The sequence below is a fragment of the Humisphaera borealis genome (assembly GCF_015169395.1).
Lineage (GTDB): Bacteria > Planctomycetota > Phycisphaerae > Tepidisphaerales > Tepidisphaeraceae > Humisphaera > Humisphaera borealis.
Window position 1 is genome coordinate 6,472,685 of the sequence record NZ_CP063458.1, and the last position, 21,068, is coordinate 6,493,752.

Annotated in this window: 15 protein-coding genes; 13 read left to right on the forward strand and 2 right to left on the reverse strand. The window is 62.4% G+C overall.

Annotated features, from left to right (window positions below; all coding sequences use genetic code 11):
• Nucleotides 1–144 precede the first annotated feature (144 nt).
• The 12 genes from IPV69_RS24360 to IPV69_RS24415 all read left to right on the forward strand — a co-directional run bounded on the left by IPV69_RS24360 (nucleotide 145) and on the right by IPV69_RS24415 (nucleotide 15,779).
• Entirely contained in the window at nucleotides 145–1,713 is a 1,569-nt protein-coding gene (locus IPV69_RS24360) for an arylsulfatase (protein WP_206292331.1), read from the forward strand.
• A gap of 100 nt (nucleotides 1,714–1,813) precedes the next feature.
• Nucleotides 1,814–2,836, forward strand: coding sequence for an HAD family hydrolase (locus IPV69_RS24365; protein WP_206292332.1), 1,023 nt, complete (start codon nucleotides 1,814–1,816; stop codon nucleotides 2,834–2,836).
• Nucleotides 2,837–2,990: 154 nt separating this feature from the next.
• Nucleotides 2,991–3,938, forward strand: a complete 948-nt coding sequence (locus IPV69_RS24370) for a transporter family protein (protein WP_206292333.1) — start codon at nucleotides 2,991–2,993, stop codon at nucleotides 3,936–3,938.
• A 46-nt stretch (nucleotides 3,939–3,984) separates the two neighbouring features.
• Nucleotides 3,985–4,851: a hypothetical protein gene (locus IPV69_RS24375; RefSeq protein ID WP_206292334.1), complete on the forward strand. Its 867-nt coding sequence runs from the start codon at nucleotides 3,985–3,987 to the stop codon at nucleotides 4,849–4,851.
• A 213-nt stretch (nucleotides 4,852–5,064) separates the two neighbouring features.
• Complete coding sequence (locus IPV69_RS24380) at nucleotides 5,065–6,225, forward strand: hypothetical protein (protein WP_206292335.1); 1,161 nt, start codon at nucleotides 5,065–5,067, stop codon at nucleotides 6,223–6,225.
• Nucleotides 6,226–6,381: 156 nt separating this feature from the next.
• Nucleotides 6,382–7,029, forward strand: coding sequence for a DUF2959 family protein (locus IPV69_RS24385; protein ID WP_206292336.1), 648 nt, complete (start codon nucleotides 6,382–6,384; stop codon nucleotides 7,027–7,029).
• Nucleotides 7,030–7,201: 172 nt separating this feature from the next.
• Nucleotides 7,202–7,603, forward strand: coding sequence for a hypothetical protein (locus IPV69_RS24390; RefSeq protein ID WP_206292337.1), 402 nt, complete (start codon nucleotides 7,202–7,204; stop codon nucleotides 7,601–7,603).
• Between the two features lie 158 nt (nucleotides 7,604–7,761).
• Nucleotides 7,762–9,024, forward strand: coding sequence for a BamA/TamA family outer membrane protein (locus tag IPV69_RS24395; RefSeq protein WP_206292338.1), 1,263 nt, complete (start codon nucleotides 7,762–7,764; stop codon nucleotides 9,022–9,024).
• Nucleotides 9,025–9,150: 126 nt separating this feature from the next.
• The gene (locus IPV69_RS24400; protein ID WP_206292339.1) at nucleotides 9,151–10,464 is read left to right on the forward strand and encodes a sulfatase family protein; all 1,314 of its coding nucleotides are present in this window, start codon (nucleotides 9,151–9,153) and stop codon (nucleotides 10,462–10,464) included.
• Between the two features lie 310 nt (nucleotides 10,465–10,774).
• The gene (locus IPV69_RS24405) at nucleotides 10,775–11,845 is read left to right on the forward strand and encodes a TlpA disulfide reductase family protein (protein ID WP_206292340.1); all 1,071 of its coding nucleotides are present in this window, start codon (nucleotides 10,775–10,777) and stop codon (nucleotides 11,843–11,845) included.
• Between the two features lie 213 nt (nucleotides 11,846–12,058).
• Entirely contained in the window at nucleotides 12,059–12,271 is a 213-nt protein-coding gene (locus IPV69_RS24410) for a hypothetical protein (protein ID WP_206292341.1), read from the forward strand.
• A gap of 109 nt (nucleotides 12,272–12,380) precedes the next feature.
• A complete protein-coding gene (locus IPV69_RS24415; protein WP_206292342.1) occupies nucleotides 12,381–15,779 on the forward strand; it encodes a DUF7133 domain-containing protein in 3,399 nt (1,132 codons plus the stop codon).
• 131 nt (nucleotides 15,780–15,910) lie between these two features.
• Here the strand turns inward: IPV69_RS24415 and IPV69_RS24420 are convergent, their stop codons facing one another.
• Both IPV69_RS24420 and IPV69_RS24425 read right to left on the reverse strand, forming a co-directional pair.
• Complete coding sequence (locus IPV69_RS24420) at nucleotides 15,911–17,494, reverse strand: hypothetical protein (RefSeq protein WP_206292343.1); 1,584 nt, start codon at nucleotides 17,492–17,494, stop codon at nucleotides 15,911–15,913.
• A gap of 249 nt (nucleotides 17,495–17,743) precedes the next feature.
• Nucleotides 17,744–18,625 (reverse strand): FliA/WhiG family RNA polymerase sigma factor, encoded by an 882-nt coding sequence (locus IPV69_RS24425; RefSeq protein ID WP_206292344.1) that lies wholly within the window; start codon nucleotides 18,623–18,625, stop codon nucleotides 17,744–17,746.
• A gap of 466 nt (nucleotides 18,626–19,091) precedes the next feature.
• Between IPV69_RS24425 and IPV69_RS24430 the strand changes: the two genes are divergently transcribed.
• Nucleotides 19,092–20,783: a CRTAC1 family protein gene (locus tag IPV69_RS24430; protein WP_206292345.1), complete on the forward strand. Its 1,692-nt coding sequence runs from the start codon at nucleotides 19,092–19,094 to the stop codon at nucleotides 20,781–20,783.
• Nucleotides 20,784–21,068: the final 285 nt, after the last annotated feature.

Consider the following 21,068-nt stretch of genomic DNA (forward strand, 5'->3'; position numbering starts at 1 on the left):
GACAGCCTCATTCTGCTGTAACGTGGACCGACGACTATGCCGGAAATCGTCCACGCGCCTTTTCGTGGCATCCGCCTCCTTCGGAGGCATTCAGTGAGCGGCGTTCGATCACTGTTTTGAAACCAAAACTGAAGAAGGGAAACCATGCGGCCAAAACCGTTGTCTCGCGTCCTCTGCCTGTTTGCATTGCTCCTGTCTGCGTGGGTTCTTGCGGTGCCGGCGTCGGCCCAGCAACTGGGTCCGAAGAAACCCAATATTCTGGTCGTTTGGGGCGACGATGTCGGCTACTGGAACATCAGCATGAACAACCAGGGGATGATGGGCTACAAGACGCCCAACATCGACCGCATCGCCAAGGAAGGCGCCAATTTCACCGACTGGTACGGCCAGCAAAGCTGCACCGCCGGCCGGGCCTGCTTCCTCACCGGTCAGGTCGGTTTCCGCACCGGCCTGCTCAAGGTCGGACTTCCCGGCGCGAAGGAAGGCCTTCAGGCGCGCGATGTCACGATCGCGCAGCTCCTCAAGGCCCAGGGCTACACGACCGCCCAGTTCGGCAAGAACCACCTCGGCGATCTCGACGAGCACCTGCCGACCGCACACGGGTTCGACGAGTTCTTCGGCTCGCTCTACCACCTCAACGCCGAGGAAGAGTTCGAAAACCCCGACTACTTCAAAGACCCGGCACTTGTGAAGAAGTTCGCTACCCGCGGCGTGATCCACACCTGGGCCAACCCCGACGGAACGCAGAAGATTGAATCGACCGGGCCGCTGGGCAAGAAGCGCATGGAGACCATCGATGAAGAGGTCACCAAGGCCACGCTCGACTACCTCGAGAAGGCCAAGAAGTCGGACAAGCCGTTCTTCCTCTGGTGGAACTCCACCCGGATGCACATCCACACGCACCTGAAGAAGGAGTCCGAAGGTAAGACCGGCCTGGGCGTATATGCCGACGGCATGGTCGAGCACGATGGGCACGTCGGCCAGATCCTCGACAAATTGAAAGAGCTGGGCCTCGAAGAGAACACGATCGTCATGTACTCCACCGACAACGGTGCCGAGAAGGCCAGTTGGCCCGACGGCGGCGTTTCGCCGTTCCGCGGGGAAAAGAACACCAACTGGGAAGGCGGCTATCGGGTTCCGTGCGCCATCCGCTGGCCCGGCGTCATCAAGCCCGGCACCGTTCACAACGACATCTTCGCCCACGAAGACATGCTCCCCACGCTCCTGGCGGCGGCGGGCGTGCCCGATGTGAAGGAGCAACTCCTCAAGGGGATGAAGGTCGGCGACAAGACGTTCAAGGTTCACCTCGACGGCTACAACGTCACCGACGCACTGGCGGGCAAAGTGGCCAGCCCTCGCAAGGAGTTCTTCTACTTTAACGACGACGGCTCGCTGGTAGGCCTGCGATACGAGCAATGGAAGGTTGTCTTCGCCGAACAACGCGCCCACGGCTTTGATGTCTGGCAGGAGCCCTTTGTGCAGCTGCGCGTCCCGAAGGTCTTCAACATCCGCATGGACCCCTTCGAAGAGTCCGGGCACGCGTGGGACAATTGGAAGTGGCGTATCGATCGCGCCTTTCTGCTGGTCCCGGCGCAGCAGTACGTCGGCAAGTTCCTCGGCACGTTCCAGGAGTTCCCGCCGAGCCAGAAGGGCGGCAGCTTCTCGCTGGACTCGGTGCTGCAGTCGTTGCAGAAGGGCCACGGCGACAAGTGATGTTGTTCTGATTGACCCTGATATCTAATCTGAAATCGGCCGCACCCGTGGAAACACGGGTGCGGCTCTTGAGGTCGTTTAGCCCTCCGAGGAAACGACAATGAGCGCTCCAGCAACCCGCATTCGAAACTTCAGCGTCACCGCGCTTCTTGGCATGGTCGCTGTCGCAACGACGACCATTGCCCGAGCTGCCGATCCACTTCCGTCATGGAACCACGGGTCTGCCAGGCAGTCCATCATCACGTTCGTCGAGAGGGTGACAAAGGAAAGCTCACCGGACTTCGTTCCGGTCGCCGACCGCATCGCCGTGTTCGACAACGACGGCACGCTATGGTCCGAGCAGCCGATGTACGTGCAACTCGCATTCGTCCTCGACCGCGTCAGGCAGCTCGCACCACAACACCCGGAGTGGAAGGAAAAGGAGCCGTTTAAGTCCGTCCTCGCCGGCGATCTAAAGGCGATCGCGGCCGCGGGTGAAACGGGTCTGATGGAATTACTTGCCGCGACGCATGGCGGCATGACGGCGGAACAGTTCGACAAGATCGTCATCGACTGGATCGCCGCCGCCCGACACCCGAAGTATGCGCGGCCCTATACCCAGTGCGTCTATCGGCCCATGGTCGAATTGATCGCGTTTCTCAAGGCGAACGGTTTCAAGGTTTACATCGTCTCCGGGGGCGGGGTGGAGTTCATGCGTCCCTGGACGGCAGCCGTCTACGGGGTTCCGCCGGAACAGGTGATCGGCAGCAGCATCAAGACTCGATATGAGGTTGGGGCTGATGGCAGGCCGGTGATCGTCCGGTTGCCGGAGATCGATTTCATCGACGACAAGGCCGGCAAGCCGGTCGCCATTCACAAGGTCATCGGCAAGCGACCGATCGCCGCCTTCGGCAATTCCGATGGCGATTTTGAGATGTTGGAGTATGTCACCAGCGGACCCGGCCTGCGGTTGGGCGTTCTCGTGCATCACGACGACGCCGAACGAGAGGTGGCCTACGACCGCAAATCACATATAGGCAGGCTGGAACGCGGCCTCGACGAAGCCGCTCGGCGGAGTTGGACGCTAATCAGTATGAAGGCGGATTGGAAGAGCGTTTTCCCCAGTCCAACGCCTGACCAGTAATCGCATATCTCACGATCGATCGCGCCGTCGGGCTCGGCCATGGCAGCGGTTGACCAAGCTGACGTATGCCAGGCGACGCAACCTGATCGTCATTTCGAGAGTGAATGGAATCGCAATGAGAACATCCCGGAGAACACTGCTTAGCATCCTCGCGATGGCGTCGACGAACCTCCTTGCTCCAACTGGGGCAACGGCGTCGGTGCCGCCGCGAAGCGAGCCGGCGGCGGTCGGCCATCCTGCGGTCTTGCCGACGCTTGTTCGCGATCAGTTGTTTCTGTCGGCGGATATCAGCGATCGACTCCACGATCGCCCGCTGTTTCTTGAGGCCGCCGTTGCGCAGCCATCGGCAGGCGCGGCTGATGCCGATGAACTTGCCAAAAAGCTTGCCAACCCCGTTGCGGCGCTGATCAGCATACCGTTCCAGTTCAATTACGAACCGAATCTCGGTTCGGAAGACAATGGTGAACGTTTCACTCTGAACATTCAGCCCGTGATCCCGATCACGTTGAACGAGGATTGGAACCTCATTTCCCGCACGATCGTTCCGATCATCTACCAGGACGATGTCACGCCGGGTGGCGACAGCCAGTTCGGGTTCGGCGACACGGTGCAGAGCTTCTTCTTCTCGCCGGCCAAACCGACCGCCGGGGGACTTATCTGGGGTGTCGGTCCGGTGCTGCTGATTCCGACGAGCACCGAAGGACTGGGCGCCAACCGCTGGGGAATCGGACCGACCGGCGTCCTGCTGAAGCAGGACGGCCCCTGGACGTTCGGTCTGCTCGCCAATCATATCTGGTCGCTCGGGAGTAACGACGACTTCGACAACGGGCAGGGCCGGCCCGACGTCAATGCGACGTTTCTGCAGCCGTTCGTCTCGTACGCGTTCGGCAAAGGGTGGTCTGGGACGCTCAATGTGGAGTCGACCTATGACTGGAACACCGAGCAGTGGACCGTGCCCGTTTTCGCGGGTGCGAGCAAAGTGTTTGCCGTCGGCGGACAGCCGATGAGTCTCGCCGCCGGCGTTCGGGTCTACGCCGACGGGCCCGACAATGCACCGGATTGGGGTCTTCGCGTGGTGTACACGCTGCTGCTCCCGAAATAACCGAGTCCTCAGGAATGGAGAAGCCTTCGGCTTAAGCAGGTCAATCATGAAACTGACAACACGCACTTCGATTCAGACGCTCCTTTTCATCGCGATGGCATCGCCTGCCCTGGCTCAGGGCTTTCAGAAGGCGGTGCCTCACGTGCTCGAGCCGGATCTGGCTTCGGTCTATCACCTGGCAGACAACGCTGTGCCGCCTACGACGGCTCCCGCCGACGGGTGGCAACTGAGCCTGAGCTTCCCCGTCTGGATCGCGGGCGTCAGCGGCGACCTGGTCGTCAAGGGCACTGAGTTTTCGCCGGATCAGGACACGGGGGATGTGATCGACCTCTGGGATACGCATCTCAATGCCGCCGCGGTTGCCCATTTCGAGGCGTCCAAGTCGCGATTCGGGATCATCGTGGACGGCATGTATGTCGACCTTCGCACCGCCAGCAACCTGCGTGATACGGATCGATACGCCGAACTTAAGGGGTTCGTCGGCGAACTGGATGCGTTCTACACCGTCGTGCCATCGGTCCCCGGAAAGAAAGGTTGGGGCACCTTTCGCCTTGATGCGCTTGCCGGCGTCCGCGTGAGCGCACTTGAAGTGGGCCTTCGCGAGAGTCGTCTGAACCTGTCTGCAAACGTCACTCTGTTTGATCCGATCGTCGGCGCGCGATTACAGTTCGGACTGACCGACTGGTTATCGTTCAAGCTCCGTGGCGATGTCGGCGGGTTTGGGATCGCTGCCTGGAGCAGCTCCGATTTCGCTTACAATGTTGAAACCGGGTTTGATTTCCACCTCGCCTCGTGGTTCGACCTCGGTGTTGGATACCGGTGGCTCAAGTACGATTTCGTAAGCAACTCCGGCACTTCGAGTTTCGACGCAACGCTGAGCGGGCCGTACCTCGCATTGCAGTTCAACTTCTAGTGACGGTCGGCAGCTGCGTTCGACGGATCCGTAACAGAATCACCGTTCCCGATGCGTGAACTACATAAGATAGTCTCACGGGCAATCGTATCGTCCTGCGTCGCGCTGCGCCGTCGGTTCGCGGCTTCGGTCGTGATCGGACTTTCCTTCGCGATCGTCGGTTGCTCGGGCACGGCGCCTGCTTCTCCTGCAGCACGGCCGGCGACAGTACCGGTGTTTCGAGCCGATCCGATCACGTCGGACAACCTTCGCACCGAGTTAACCAGCCTTGCCGACACCTATGTGACCATTGCACTGCAAGGTCTCGAACAACTCCGCGGCACGACCAAACGACCGGAAGTGATTGCCTGGGTCGCGAAGGACCGGGTGGGGGTTACGCTGGCGTCGTTCACCAATGCGTCGAACGCGTCTGCGGCAGCCGGGTTGCTGGACATGATCGTCTACGGTGCTCTCAAGCGAATTGCGGTCGAGGAGCACTGGGGACCGAAGCTGCTGACGGACGAAGCCGCCCCCGTCCTGGACGCCTACCGCCGCGGGGAGGCGGAGGTGTGGGCCGCGGCCAGGCGAAATCTCAGCGAGGCACAGGTCGCACAGTTGCGTGGGCTGATCGACGAATGGCGTAAGGAGCATCCGACCCAGTTTTACGTCAGCCACATTCGGTTCTCTGAGTTTGCAAAGTATCGCGGCGTGTCGGCCGACTCGCCGGAGGCGAAGATTCCGGGCAACGTCTTCGGCATGCTGTATATGGATCCGCTTGCAGGGATCGATCCCGTGGTCCGCGAGGCGCGCGAGTTCCGCATGCTCGCCGAGCGGGCCAGCTATGTCGCCATGCGAATGCCGTACCTGCTGACGTGCCAGCTCGACTTGGCGGCACTGAGCCTGACCGGCACCCCCGAGATGACGCAGATCGCCCGAAGCACCGAGACGTTTGCCCAGGCGACCGCGGCATTTGGCCGGACGACCGCGGAGTTGACGGCCAATCTGGGTGCCGAACGCCGGGCAGCACTGGACCAGACCGCCGAGATTCTGTCATTGGAGCGTGCAGCCACGATCGATCAAATTGCCGACCATCTGCAGGACCAGCGAAAAGGCATCGTTACGGATCTGAACCAGCAGGAAGCGAACCTGAAGGGCCTCCTGAAAGAAGTTGGCGGTCTGGTCACACAGGCGGACCAGACCGCCAAATCGGTAACGGCCGCCACATCCGACACCGTTGCCAGAACGCAACTGGCGGCCCAGGCGACGACCGACCGGATCTTCATGTGGCTGATCGCGTTGACCTTGCTGCTACTGGTTGGAATCCCGGTGTCGGCCTTCGCCAACCGCTGGGCGCGAAAGAGACAGTCAGCCAACGAATTGGCAGCGAAAGCATGACTCTTTAGGTTTGCCATGAGAAACGGGAGAGTCGACCGACGAACGGTTCACTAAACCAATACAACGGGACACATCGTCTCGATTGTGCATCCGTCAGGCGGAAGGTCCGCAGCCGACGTGACAATTCGATTCGCGGACAAGTAGAGGCAGGAATCCATGTTTGCATTGTTCAACAAGAGCGTCGCAGTTGCAGTGATGTCGCTGGCGGTCCTTGCGACCGGCTGCGGATCGAGCGGGCAGGCCAAGGAGAAGGAAGCCGCCGTCGAAGGAATCGTGGACGTCACCAAAGGCCTGGAAAAGGGTCAGGCGACGTGCGACAAAGTAGTTGCGTCGATTGACCAGCTTCAGGCGGGAGGCGACCTGAACGCCGCATTCAAGAACTACACCGCGACGGTTGCCGAGGTCGAAGCGGCCGGCAAGGGCGTCGCGAGCCGCCGCGAGTCGATGAAGAACAACCGCGAGGCGTACATCGCCAAGTGGCAGAAGGACCTGGAATCGATCCAGAACCCAGACGTCCGCGCCGCCCTGGCCGAACGCAAGCAGAAGGTGGCCGCCGACTTCGACCAGATCGGCCGTTCGTCGGACGCCTTACGCGATGCCTACACGCCTTTGCTGAAGGACCTCCAGGAAATCCAGAAGGGCCTGGCGCTCGACGTCAACCCCGCCGGCGTCACGGCAATGAAGAAGCCGCTCGACCGCGCCAAAGCCGAGGCAACGACGCTGAAGGCTAAGATCGCCACGCTTCAGGGCGAACTGACGGCGATCGCGGGATCGATGTCGGGCAAAGCAGCGCCGGCGAAGTAACCCGGACACGGTCAATTATCCGCGTTTGGAAAACGCCCTGCGAACGGACGGTGGTGATCCCGGCCGTCCGTTCGCAATCGGGCAGCACTCGACCCAACTGATGCGGGAGTGTAGAACCTCGCTATTGCGAAACTTAGTCGATGTTCCCGTATTCTTGTGAAGGAGCCTGATTATGAAGCGTTGGTACTCTGCCGTTCTGCCGATGGGTCTGTGCGCATTGCTGGCGGTTGCCGTCGGCGGATGCGGTTCGACCATCGTTCCGACCACCCCTCACGCGCCGACCGAAGCGTCGGCGGTGCAGATTCTTGAGGCCGCCCCGTCGAAGTACGAAGTACTCGGCATCGTCGAGACCACTGAGAGTCTCAAGTGGGGCGAGTACGCCTCCATCGAACCGGTGATGACGGCCTTGAAGAAGAAGGCCGCCGCTCTGGGCGCGACCGGCTTGCTCCTTGACGCCGCCGGCGCTCCCGTCAAAGCCACCGGCATGTACAACGGCAAGGCATTCCAGGTCCCGATCGACGGCCTCCCGGCCACCAAGGCGATGGCGACCGCCGTCTACATCGTCAAGCCGTAAATCGCGTTGTTATCGCGGCCGAAGTCCAATCTCCGCACGATTCGAAACTCAAACGTCGCCGGCGCATCCCGCGAGATGCGCCGGCGATGTTCTATATGCAGATCACCAGCCGGGCGAAGGGCGGCGCCTCGACTTTCGGAAGGGAACGACCGAATCCCATGAAACGCTTCATCCCCCTTCGGGTCATACTGTCGATCGCTTTCGTGGCATTAACATCGGCCCGAGCCGGCGGCCAGTCCGTCATCCGCCCCGGCGGCGACCGCACGGAACCGGAGAATCGCTCACTGATTCTGCCGTTCGCGTTTTACACCTCCGCCACCGATCTCGCGGTTGGCGTCGGTGGCGCCGTCTCCGGGATCGGACAGCCGCAGCAGTTCCTCGGCGCAGCGGCCTTCGGCAGCACCAATGGTTCGGTCGGGCTCTATGTTCTGCAGCGCGACCTGCAACTGAACCCCATCGACCGCCTCTTCCTCGACAGCAAGCTTTTCTTCACCCGCTACTCCGAGTCCGAGGAGTATGTCGATGGCAATGCGCTGTTCCCTGGTCGTGCCGGCGACAACGACTCGGCGCAGGACGACTACGTCATCGCCGAAACGGTCAGCGGCCAGCTCGAGGCGAACTTCAAGTACATCCTTCCGATCGGCCACGGTCGGGGCAATCCGATTGCCACCTACACGCTGGAACGAGGACAACTCAAGGAAGGCGCGACCGGTGGAACGTCGTGGAACCCCTTCGAAAGCGGACGGACGATCGTCGAGTTGACGCCGTTCTCCTATTGGCGACGGCTTAGCGCCGACAACCTGCCGGAAGACAACTTCGACTCGTTCGGGGTCAAGACCGGCATCAAGTGGGAGAACACCGACTTCCCCATGAACCCCACCCGGGGCAATACCGCCAAGGCCTATCTCGCACGCGACTTTGGCATCTTCTCGTCGAGGTCGGCTTATACGGCGATGGAGCTGGGCTACGCCCATTACTTCGATCTCGGACGCAACAGCACGTTCCGCCAGGTCGTCCTCGCAGTCGACGGGTGGTCGTCGACCGAACTGTCCGGCGACGCGCCGTACTACACGGGCGCGACACTTGGCGGGTACGAACGCATGCGTGGCTATCCGTTCTACCGCTTCAACGGCAGGGCGGCCGTCTACGGCGGCGCAGAGCTTCGCATGACGCTCGACTGGAACCCGCTCCGCGACATTGACATCGTCGACAAGGTGGCGGAGATCGACTGGATCCAGTTCACCGTCTTCGGCGAAGTCGGCCGCGTCGCCGACAGCTTCTCCGGCGAACTGTTCAGCGACCCCAAGTGGGATGCCGGCATCGGTATCCGCGTGCTCGCTCGCCAGATCGTTCTACGCGCCGATCTGGCGGTCGGGGAAGAGGGCGTCAACATGTGGCTGATGGTGGGCCACTCATTCTGAACGCCAGTACGGAATTCTGATCGCTCGTCACCGGCAACCGGCATGGTTCCGGGTTGACCACAATTTTTCCCGAGCCGGGACGTACTGGTCGGAGTTGGGATTCGCCACCCGTTGCGAGGAACGAGCATGCGTTATCGTTGGTCCGCCTTATTCTGCTGCGTTGCCGGCCTGTTGTCCGTCTTCGCGCCGCCCGCCAAAGCCGCCGACCCCAAGCGGCCGCCGAACATCGTGATGATCATCTCGGATGACCAGCACTGGGGCGACTACGGCTTCATGGGCCATTCGACGGTCAAGACGCCGAACCTGGATCGGCTCGCCTCGCGGAGTCTGACCTTTAAGCGCGGCTATGTGCCATCAAGTCTTTGCTGCCCCAGCCTCGCCACCATGATCACCGGGCTCTACCCCCATCAGCACCTGGTGACCAGCAACGATCCGCCGATGCCGGCGAAGATGAAAAAGAACGACCCGGCTTACCAGGAAACCTTTCAGGCCGGCCGCGAGGTGATGAACAAGCATCTGGAAGCGGTTCAAACACTTCCCGTCATGCTGAAGAACGAGGGCTACCTCAGCCTGCAGACCGGCAAATGGTGGCAGGGCAACTTCACCCGAGGCGGATTCACGCACGGCATGACCAAGGGTTCGCGTCATGGCGACGAAGGGCTCGACATCGGCCGCAAGACGATGGAGCCGATCTACAACTTCATCGCCGAGGCGAAGAAGGCCGACAAGCCTTTCATGGTCTGGTACGCGCCGATGATGCCGCACGACCCGCACACGCCTCCGGAGGAAATTCTCGCCAAGTACAAGGACAAAACCCCCTCGCTGCATCAGGCCAAATACTGGGCCATGGTCGAATGGTTCGACCAGACCTGCGGGCAACTCGTGGACCACATCGACAAGCAGGGACTGGGCGAGAACACGATCATCGTCTACCTCTCGGACAACGGCTGGATTCAGAACCTCGACAATCCCCGCTACGCGCCCAAAAGCAAGCAATCGCAGTACGACGGCGGCACGCGTACGCCGATCATGGTTCGATGGTCGGGCAGGATTCAGCCGAAGATGTCGGACGACCTGGCGATGTCTATCGACATCATGCCGACACTGCTGGCGGCGCTGGGCAAAAAGCCAACGGCGCAAATGCAGGGACTGAACCTGCTCGATGATGCCGCCGTTAAGGCGCGCAAGACGATCACCGGCGAGTGCTTCACCCATAACTCCCAGGACCTCAACAAACCCGAAGCCAGCCTGCGCTGGCGATGGGTCATCGACGGGCATCTCAAGCTCATTCTGCCGGCGAAGCAAAACGAGCAGGGCGGCCCCGAGTTGTACGACCTGGCGGCCGACCCGCACGAGACGAAAAACCTGGCCGATTCCGATCCCCGGACGGTTGAACGTCTGACGAAGACCCTGGACGCATGGTGGCCGGGAAAAGTCTGATCGCTTTGCCCCATAGCTCGTTGAGTTCCGACCACCGGAACGAGCCGAGAAGAGGCTGCGGCATGCCGCAGCCTCTTCTCGTTTGGTGTCGTCCGCACAAGACCCAATGCAGGCTGAGCCCGCTTCTCCCACCATGAGATTTTTCAGCCCCGCGAGCGACCCGGACTGGTTTCGTGCCGTGGCGGCGGGTTAAGCTTGATCGCATCGCAGGCACCTCAATGGGGAACGGCCGTCGGCCATCCGGGGATGTCGCGAACCATGCGGATCGCTATTGCCACTTCGGATTCCGCTTTTCTTTAGGGAGGTCGCCATGTCTAAGCACCTAGTCCGCCGCCTTGGGTTTGCACTGACTGTCGTGCTGGTTTGTGCCCCGACCTTCGTCTTTGCGCAGAAGCGACCAGCCAAGGAAATTTCAACCGAGCTGTCTCAGCTGTCGCGGGAGATCAAGCGATTCGACTTCGCGTCACAGATCGACCCGCGATTCCGGCAGCAGATGACTGGCGAGCTGACTGCGCAATATCAGCAGCACCTGAAGCTCGTCGACGAATTGGCCGCCGCGTCGCCGGTGGAAAAGAGTGCGTTACGGCCAGTGAAGGCGCGCGACCTGGCCGTGCTGGCGCTGTTCGAAGACGCCGAAGCAATCAAGCAGATCGAAGAGTTGAAGCAAAGCAAGGTTCCCGCTGATGGAGCCGTGGGCCGGATTGCTTCGCTTCAGCTCGCGTGGTGGGCCAAGCCCAAGGCCGACGAACAATCCAAGGTGCTTGAGGAGATCAAGACGTTTGCAAAGGCGAACCCAACGGAGGATGCCCTGACATCCGCGATGCTCGATATCGCCAACGCCGGAGCCGCCAATGACGAACTGGCCGAATCGCTGCGCGTGTCGATCGAAACCGACCTGAAGGGGCCGTCCGCGCAGAAGTACAAACTTCGTCCCGACAAGCTCGGCAGGCCGCTGGTCATCAGCGGCGTCACCGTCCAGGGTAAACCGTTCACGTCGGCAAGCCTGAAGGGGAAGGTCGTTATCGTGGACTTCTGGGCCACCTGGTGCGGCCCATGTCGAGAGGCGCTGCCAGAGCTGATCGAGTTTTACAAACAGAACAAGGAAAAGGGTCTGGAAGTGATCGGAGTCTCGTGCGATTCGAAGAAGCAGGATCTGCTGACCTTTCTGAAGGAGACGCCCGACATGTCGTGGCCGAACCTCTACGGCCCGTCTGGTTCGAACGGCTGGCACGTGCTGGCGGCGAAGTTCCAGGTAACGTCGGTGCCGACGATGTACGTGATCGATCGAGAGGGAATTCTGCGGCGAATCGAGAACGGGCGATTCCCCAAAGCCAAAATCCAGAAACTGATCGACGGCCCCGAAAAGGCCGCCGCCAAGTAGTACCTCTCAACTGCACCGCCAGGACGCCCCGGCCAGGCGACGAGCGATCCGCACGAGCGCTTGTCGCCTGGCCGCGCAGTATCCACCTGCGGCATCGGTCCGCCATGCCAGCCGCGAATCCGCAAGGATCGCTTACTGAATGAGGTGCATTTCACCCGGAAACGATGTGGTCGGCTGCCTACATTCCACAGTACCGCTTACCTGGAGCCTCGTATGCACAAGCCGACCGACCCTCAGCATCCCGTCTCGCCCCCGGACCCTGCCGAAAGCTACGAGCGCGCCAAGCCGCACAAGGCCTCCCCGCAGGGCACGCTCGACGGCCCGAATCCCCCGGTCCATGAGACGCCGGATAAACATGGCCCGGAGGGCATGACCGGCCGAAAGGCCAATCGGCCCGAGTCCGACGGTTCTGAAACCGGGAAATAGTGCCAAAGCCGGTCGAGCGCGAAGGGGGCCGCCATGACGCGCCCTTCCGCGCATTTCTGAAAACTTCACGGATTGAATAGATCGCCGTCAGCCCGCTAGCATTGCGCAGATGCCCGCTGTCAAACCGCTTCGCCGTGCTGTTGCTTGTGTCGCAGTCACCTTGTTGGCTGCGACGCCGTTCGTCATCCGAGCCGCCGACGGCGAGGACGATCCGAACGCCAGTAAAGCCGCGACAAAGCCCACGATGTACGTCGCCCCGGCGTCCGATGAGGGCGAGGCCGCGATCAAGCAGTTCTCGATGCCCAAGGGGTGGAAGGCGGAGCTGTTCGCCGCCGAGCCCAGGCTGGCCAATCCGGTCTGCCTGTCGATTGACGACAAGGGCCGCGTTTATGTCGTCGAGACCTTCCGCCGTCGCAACTCCGTTCTCGATATCCGCAAGCTGCCCGACTGGCTCGACGAAGACCTGTCACTGCGAAACGTGCAGCAGCGCATCGACATGGTCAAACGCCGGATGCCCGACACCTGGCAATCGCTCGAAGGCCTCAGCGAGCGCGTCCGACTGATCGAAGATTCCAACGGCGACGGCATTGCCGACAAAGACACGGTTTTCGCCACCGGCTTCGACAAGCTCGAACACGGCACCGCCGCCGGCGTGCTGCCCGTCGGCGACAGCGTCTTCTTCGCCAGCATCCCCGCGCTCTGGAAGCTCAAGGACACCAACAACGACGGCGTCGCCGACCAGAAGGATTCCGTCTACTACGGCTTCGGCGTCCGCTTTGCCTACTCCGGCCACGACTTCCACGGCCTGACCATGGGCCCTGATGGCCGGCTCTACTTCTCGATCGCCGACCGCGGCGTACACATCGAGAAAGACGGCAAGGTCCTGATCGACAACCCCGACAGTGGCTGCGTCATGCGGTGCGAACCCGACGGCAGCAACCTCGAATTGGTCCACACGGGCCTGCGCAATCCGCAGGAACTGGCGTTCGACGAATACGGCAATCTCTTCACCGCCGACAACAACTCTGACGGCGGCGACCCAACCCGCTGGGTCTACGTTGTCGAAGGGGGCAACAGCGGCTGGCACGTCGGCTGGCAGTGGCACACGAATCCTGTCAGCCGCGGTGCATGGCTCGGCGAAGACCTGTGCCAGGTAAACCCCAAAATCCCCGCCTACTACCGCCTGCCGCCGATCGCCACGCCCAAGATCGCCGGCCCCGCGGGCCTGACGTACACGCCGGGCACCGGCATGCCGACCGACTGGCAGAACCGCTTCCTGCTGGTCGATTTTCGCGGCGGGGCGGCGGGGGGCAGCGGCGTCTACGCACTTAAAAACAAGCCGATGGGCGCCAGCTTCGAACTGGAGGAAGTGAAGGAACTGGTCACCGGCGTGCTGCCGACCGATGTCACGTTCGGACCCGACGGCCGCATCTACTTCACCGACTGGGTCACCGGCTGGGAGCCCCACGGCAAAGGCCGCATCTACGCGATCACGCCGCCAGGGCAGGACGCCAAGCAAGTGGCCGAGGTCAAACAGATCCTTAGCTTCGGCTTCCTGAAGCGGAGCGAGGAAGAGCTCGCCGACTTCCTGGAACACCCCGACGTCCGCGTCAGGCAGGGGGCACAGTTCGCGCTGGTGAACATCGGCGACACCAACCCCGGCGAGAAGGGATTCTCCACGCTCGCAGCCGTAGCAAAAGCCAACGAAAACCCGCTTGCCCGAATCCACGCGATCTGGGGCCTTGGTCAAATCGCCCGCAAAACCCCGGGCGACTCGCCGGCGGCGGCGGCCTTGCTGCCGCTGCTTGCCGACTCGGATCCTGAGATCCGCGCCCAGGCCGCACGAAAGCTCGGCGACGCCAAAGTTCCCGAGGCCGTCGCGCCGTTGATTAACATCATCAAGCGCGACCGCAATGTTCGGACGCAGGCGTTCGCGGCGGCAGCGCTCGGCAAGCTCAAGGCAAAGGATGCGGTCGATCCCGTCCTGGCGATGCTCAAGAAGCAGAGCGACCGCGATGCTTACCTGCGTCACGCCGGCGTGATGGCCCTGGTGGGCATCAACGATCCGGCCGCCTTGGAAAAGACGGCCGACGACGCCGTGCCCTCGGTCCGAGTGGCGGCGCTGCTGGCGTATCGCAAGCAGCACGATGCGAAGGTCGCGAAGTTCCTCGACGACGTCGACACCACGCTGGTGCTCGAAGCCGCCCGCGCGATCAACGATGAGACGCTCGACGCCGCCATGCCGCAACTCGCCGCGGCGATCATAAAACAGGGGCTGAGTGAACCCATTCTGTACCGAGTGCTGAACGCGAATTACCGCCTTGGCACCGCCGAAACAGCCAAGGCGCTCGCGACCTTCGCCGCCCGATCGGATGTGCCCACGCCGACACGCGTCGAGGCGCTCAAGATGCTGGCCGCGTGGAAGGATCCAAACGGCAAGGATCGCGTCACCGGCCTCTGGCGGCCGGTCCCGCCGCGAGGAAACGAACCGGCCAAGTCGGCTCTCGTGACCGTGCTCGACAAGCTGCTGGCCGAAGCGCCGGATAGCGTTCGTATCGCGGCGCTGAATGCCTCGACCGCGCTTGGCGTGAACACCACGCCGCTGATCGACTTGGTCAGGAACGAGAAGAACCCGCCCGGCCTTCGCGCCGCTGCCGTCGCGGCGATGGTGCCGGCGAAGGACAAAAAGCTCGCCGATGGCGCGTCCTTGGCGCTGGCGTCGCAGGAGTCGGCGCTGCGGCTGGCAGGCATTCGCGTCCAGGCCAATCTGCCCGGCGGATCAAAGACGCTGACCGACCTCCTTGTCAGCGGCACGCCCGCCGAGCAGCAGGCCGTCGTCCAGACCGCGGCCGCGATGATGGCCGGCAAGACCGCCAGCAAGGACGGCGAGACCGTGCTGAAGCTGGCGTTCGATCGACTCACCAAGGGAGCGCTGCCGGTGGAGGCGCACCTCGACCTGCTAACCGCGGCGGCGACAAAGAAATCAGGCAAGCTCAGTGACGCGTACAAGGCGTTCGACGGGGCGCGAAAGAAAAAGGTCGAGGCCGATCCGCTCGCACTGCATCGCGAAACCCTCGCCGGCGGCGACGCCGAGCGCGGCGCCTACATCTTCCGCGAACGCGCCGACGTCTCGTGCCTGCGGTGCCATGCGATCAACAAGGTCGGCGGAAACGCCGGCCCCGATCTGGCAGGCCTCCTCGCCCGCGCCGGCGGTACAGAGAAGGGTCGCGAGTACATCCTGGAATCGATTCTCTACCCCTCCAAAAAGATCGCCGAGGGCTGGGAAACCGTCAGCATCAAGACCACCGACGACGAGGTGATCGCCGGCGTTCTGAAAGCCGAGACCGCAACGGAACTGACGCTGGAGGTTCCGAACGTCGGTCCGATGAAGCTGGCCAAGTCGAAAGTGAAAAGCCGTCAGGGCGGACTGAGCGGCATGCCCGATGACATAAGCAAGACGCTGAGCAAGGAGGACATTCGGGATCTGGTGGAGTTCTTGGCGAAATGACCGACTTACAGCTCCTCGTAGGGTCCGCCTTGGCGGACGCGAAGCCCACCGTAGCGACACTGTTATCCGATCCGCGCTGTTGAGTCTCGTCCGGAGCCGCCGCGTCCGCCAAGGCGGACCCTACGTGAACGCTACGGTACCACCGGCAACTCATCCACTTGCCTGGACGTGATCCTACGCAGATCAAACCACCCCGTTGCCCCCGGATTCGGATCGATCTCGACAAACTTGTCGACGGGCAACCGGCCGCGGTGTAGCGCCTCCAACTTCTCCGCCGGCAGGTCCGTCGGCGCCACCCACTTCGTCGGCGTCTTTCCCTGTAACACCAGCGACTGCCAGCCGAGTGACCAGTGGTCGAGCGGCGTACCGCGCAACCAGTGATCAGCTGGCAGTACGATCGTCGATGTCGGACTCGCGGCGATTTCGGCTTCCAGCCGCGATGTCATCTCGTTCACCTGCGTGCTCTGCCGGCAGATCACAATCGCGTAGACGCACGTCAGGAGCAGAATCACCGCGGCGCGGAGGGGCAACATTGGGTCTATCGGAGCGCGAACGTCCTCGACCGCATCGTCTTGTAAAGGGGCGTCTCGCACTTCGATGGAAACACCCGCGGCCGAGCCGGCGGGCTCTCGTTGATCTTCGCTCTTTCGCGTCCGAGACACGCGCCACCACGCCTCGATCGCCGCGAGGATGAATACGGGCATCGTCATCGGCACCAGCCATCGGCGGTACTCGATCGCGCCGCCCCAGGCGATGGGGCTATCCGCCCAGGTGGTCCAGTTCAGCACGCCCGCCACCAGCGCGACCATCGTGATCGCCGCGCACATGCGGGCAGCGGATTCCCGTTTCGGTAAAGTGAACAGCCACGCCTGCAAACAGATGACGCCACCTGCGAGCCAGATCATCCGCAGTCCGTTCAACGGGTAGCCCCAGACCGACTTCCACCAGCGGTCCTTGGCGAACTGCCAGGTCGCCTCGCGCGCGGCATAGCTGTCGTAGTACGCGGTGCCGGGAATGCTCGTCCACCAGACTTTCGCGGCCATCAACAATGCCAGCAGGGCGGCGACGGCGAACGCGGCAGGGATCGCGGGCAGGCTCCCCCTGATCCGAGCAACGAGCGGACGGGGTCGGCCGCGCTCCCAGGGGAGAATCAGCGTCGTCAGCGCAGCCACAGCCAGCAGGATCAATCCAATCTGGTGGACGAATTGGAACACGGCCAGCACCGCCCAGACGGCCTTCTGCCGCCGGGTCATCTGCACGAGTAGTCCGAAGAACACTGGCCAGAACAGGTGCTGCTGAAAGATGCTGTCGTTGATGACAAAGATCTGCCCCGGCAACGGCGTGGCGAGGATCCCCATCGCTGCCCAGACGATGAGGGTCGGCATCTGCCGTCGCACGAACCACCAGCAGACGGCGAGGCCAACTGCCGGGGCGAGCATGAATGGGAGCCCGTAGACGGCTTGCAGCAGTCGCACGTTGTCGGTGAACGGCATCAGCCAGACGACCGGCTGCCACAGAATGCGAGTATGAAACCGCGAGAGGTAGGCGTAAGGGGAACCGGCGCGGAGGGTCTCGGCGAACTGGTACGACCCATCCCAGAGCAACGGCGTGCGACACCAGCAGGCATAGCCGGCGACAACAACGACGGTGGCAACGGCAAGCCAAACGACGGCGTCGAGCCAGCGGGGGGCCGAGTTCTGCGAAGGTCGCTCCATGAGGAGCGGCGATGTTACAGCAAGGAGCGAGCGTCCGTGACACGGGTTTCCAACCCGTGCTGGGTGCTACCGAAGTAGGACTACTTCCGATCCTCAATGACAGATTGAAACAGAGCACGCCGAAGATTTGGTTTCATTCGACTCCGACGTCGCTCGCACGGGTTGGAAACCCGTGTCACGGACGCCAAAAGAAAACGGGCGGCTCTTTCGAGCCGCCCGTAGTTTGATCTACTTTGCTGCAATCGCCTCTTACGCCGCTTCTTCCAGTTCGTGCAGCGCACGGCCGGTCGTGTTGGCAGCCTCGCGGAGGCGGTTGATGATCTGGCTGTGGAGCTGGCTCACCCGGCTCTCCGACAGGTCCAGAACCTGGCCCACTTCGCGCATCGTCAGATTTTCGTAGTAGTACAGGGTGACCAGCAGCCGCTCGGCTCGGGACAGGCCCTTGGTGACGTATCCCTTCAGGAACCGGCGCTGCGACTCGACCAACGGGTCGGCGGCCTTGTCGTCGGGGACCGATAGGTACGGTTCCATCTCGTCGCCTTCGTTCGTGTTCTCACGACGACGCGACAGGCTGGTGAACGTCACGCTGCGGCTCGTGCGGACGATGTGTTCGAAATCGGCTTCCGGGAGCTTGAGATGGTCGGCCATCTCCTTCTCGGTCGGCTGGCGGCCCAGGTCGGCCTGCAGGTCGCGGGCGGCGCCTTCGAGCTTGCGGGCCCAGTTGCGGGCCTGGCGGGGGGCCCAGTCCATCGACCGCAGTTCGTCCAGGATCGCGCCGCGGATTCGCAGCGCGCTGAAGGTGGCGAACTTGATCGCCAGTTCCGGCTTGAACGCTTCGATCGCGTCCATCAACCCCAGCACGCCGGCCGAGACCAGGTCGTCAATCTGCACGACCGCAGGAAGTTTCTGGTGGAGGCGCTGGGCGCACTTGTTGACGAGCGGGAGGTAGTGCTCCATCAGCTCGTTACGCTCTTCGGGAGTCGGGGAGACCTTGTAGCTGGCCCAGACCGATTTAATGCGCGGATCGTTGTCGAGCGCCGAGAGCGGCACCTCGGCTTTGTTCTGCTTGGGTCCAATGGATGTACGAACAGTACGACGAGACGCGCCGGTCTCCTGAGCGGTATGGGTCATAACCTTCTCTCCCGAGTGCCCGATGGTGCTGCGATGCGCGATGGTTGGCGGATGTGCCCGAGGCCACGGCGAAATGGCCTACGCCGCCGTTCTCGTTCATCGGCTAACGTCCGCTTTGGTTTGAAGAAAAAATAATTCGATTACTCCGGATCTGCCGACATTGGGGAGTTGTAATTCGCAAAACGCAGTTATAGGACTTTGGATCGTAATCGGGCTCACCCCGATCTCCTTTTTAGCGCCGCGGCTCACACTCGTTCACGTCAGTTCGATCACCGTCTCTCATCTACGATCTGAATCTTCTCCGTAACGCTCCCCACCCTGTGCGGGTATTCCATTTCGGCGAAGATCGAGTCAATCCGGGGAAGAGAAACCGAAGGAGCGGACCATGTCGCGAGGGATACCACCAACGCGCCGACGAAGATCGCTGCCCGCGGCGACACCTCTAGGTGCTTTGGCGCTGGTAGCGGTGGCATGTTGGGCGAGCCAGGTGGGTCGGGCCGCTGATTCCGCCCCGGCAACCGCTTTCCAATTCACCGACGTGGGGGCGGCGATGGGCCTGTTCCCCGCCATCGAAGGCATCTACGCCCACGCCGCCGGCTGGGGCGATATCGATGGCGACGGCCAACCCGATCTGTTCGTAGCCACCTTCTCGAACGAAAAACGCGACGGCAAAACCCACCGCCTGCTGCGGCAGGCGAATGGTAAGTTTGAGGTCGATTCCCAGACCGCATTGCAGATCGCCGGCCGGGCGACCAGCGCACTCTTTGCCGATCTCGACAACGACGGCGACCTCGACCTCTACGTCTCGAGCATGCCGTCTCCGAAGGACAACGTCCGCGGTTGCGCCCTGTTTCGCAACGACGGCGGCGGCAAGTTCACCGACATCTCCCCGGGAAACGAGGCCTGCCCGGAAGCCTTTGGCGGGCGCAGCGCGACCGTCGTCGATGTGGATGGCGACGGTCTCCTCGACCTGCTCGTCGGCGAAGAACCCAACGCCGGCTACAACGGTTCGAAAACCCACAGCACCCGCCTGTTCCGCAACCTTGGCGATCTGAAGTTCAAGGATGTCTCCCGCGAAGCCGGCCTCCCGCAGGACATGCCCGGCCTGGGTGTGGCGGCAGCCGACGTCAACGGCGACACGTGGCCGGATCTGTTTGTCGCCGCGCCATCCGACGGTAAACAGGCCGACGGTAAACAGCCCGGGGGTAAGAACGGCGGCAACCGCCTTTTGCTCAACGACGGCCACGGCAAGTTCCAAGAAGCGGCCTGTTCCCCGGCGACCTTCGCCTGGCCCGGTTCCGGCGGCGACAACATGGTCTGCGGCGCGACGTTCGGCGACGTCAACGGCGACGGCCGACTCGATCTGATCCTCGGCCCGCACTTCAAAACGCCGTGGGTCACGCCCGTCGCCCCTCGTCTGTTCATCAACCTCGGCAGCGAAGGCGGCGAGCCGAAGTTCGAAGACGTCACGCAGCGCGTCGGCATCGAACCGCTGGCACTCAAAGCGCCGCATGTCGAAATCCAGGACTTCGATAACGACGGCCTGCCCGACGTCGCCGTCAGTATCGTCAAGTTCGCCGGCGGCAGGGCGTATCCAATCATCTTCCGGAATCTCGGAACAACCGGTGGCCTGCCGAAGTTCAAGATCGACGGGTGGGATGTGAACGACTTCCCGACGGCGGAGGATCGAGCCACCAGACGAACCGCGACCTTCTTCGAGAAGATGCTGAAGGATCACAAGATCGTCTATTCCGCGCCGGCGCCGGCGGCAGATTTCGACCGCGACGGCAAGGTCGACCTGTTCCACGGAAGCTGGTGGCCGGAGAACCGCTCAATGCTCCTGCGAAATGAAACGCCCGGCGGACACTGGCTTCGCGTCCGCGTCGAAGGCGGCGACGGCGTCAATCGCATGGGCGTCGGGGCGAGAGTCCTCGTCCGCGCCGCTGGCGACGGTGGCATTGCCGCCAAGCCGCTGCTCGGCTGCCGGGAGATCGCCACGGGCTTCGGCTACGCGTCGGCACAGGTCGCCGAGGCGCACTTCGGGCTCGGCAAGACGGAGAAAATCGATGTCGAAGTCGTCTGGCCGCACGGCAAGGGAAGCACGGTCGTTCGCGACGTGGCGGCAGATCGGGAGATCGTCGTCAAGCGTGGGAAATAGAAGCGACCTTTTGCGGTAACGCGGTCCCAGTGCTCTGTCACACTTTGAGTCTGGGACGGTTTGGGTGCCATGGGCTGGCGTACTCGCCTGCCCGTCGTTTCGCGCGAGGAATGTCGTACCACGGGCAGCGGAGTACCGCAGCCTATGGCACCCAGATCATCCCTTACTCAAGGTGTGACAGAGCACTTGGAGTTGTCCCAATTGTCATCCTGAGCGCTGCGAAGGACCTTCTATCCGAGACGACACAACGCCGACCGCGTGAACCTGAAACCGCCGACCGTGGCA

Coding starts and splice junctions, on each gene's coding strand:
- IPV69_RS24370 (WP_206292333.1), top strand. CDS start 2,991: ATGGCGTCGACGAACCTCCTTGCTCCAACTGGGGCAACGGCGTCGGTG.
- IPV69_RS24360 (WP_206292331.1), top strand. CDS start 145: ATGCGGCCAAAACCGTTGTCTCGCGTCCTCTGCCTGTTTGCATTGCTC.
- IPV69_RS24400 (WP_206292339.1), top strand. CDS start 9,151: ATGCGTTATCGTTGGTCCGCCTTATTCTGCTGCGTTGCCGGCCTGTTG.
- IPV69_RS24425 (WP_206292344.1), bottom strand. CDS start 18,625: ATGACCCATACCGCTCAGGAGACCGGCGCGTCTCGTCGTACTGTTCGT.
- IPV69_RS24390 (WP_206292337.1), top strand. CDS start 7,202: ATGAAGCGTTGGTACTCTGCCGTTCTGCCGATGGGTCTGTGCGCATTG.
- IPV69_RS24385 (WP_206292336.1), top strand. CDS start 6,382: ATGTTTGCATTGTTCAACAAGAGCGTCGCAGTTGCAGTGATGTCGCTG.
- IPV69_RS24375 (WP_206292334.1), top strand. CDS start 3,985: ATGAAACTGACAACACGCACTTCGATTCAGACGCTCCTTTTCATCGCG.
- IPV69_RS24410 (WP_206292341.1), top strand. CDS start 12,059: ATGCACAAGCCGACCGACCCTCAGCATCCCGTCTCGCCCCCGGACCCT.
- IPV69_RS24405 (WP_206292340.1), top strand. CDS start 10,775: ATGTCTAAGCACCTAGTCCGCCGCCTTGGGTTTGCACTGACTGTCGTG.
- IPV69_RS24395 (WP_206292338.1), top strand. CDS start 7,762: ATGAAACGCTTCATCCCCCTTCGGGTCATACTGTCGATCGCTTTCGTG.
- IPV69_RS24415 (WP_206292342.1), top strand. CDS start 12,381: ATGCCCGCTGTCAAACCGCTTCGCCGTGCTGTTGCTTGTGTCGCAGTC.
- IPV69_RS24420 (WP_206292343.1), bottom strand. CDS start 17,494: ATGGAGCGACCTTCGCAGAACTCGGCCCCCCGCTGGCTCGACGCCGTC.
- IPV69_RS24365 (WP_206292332.1), top strand. CDS start 1,814: ATGAGCGCTCCAGCAACCCGCATTCGAAACTTCAGCGTCACCGCGCTT.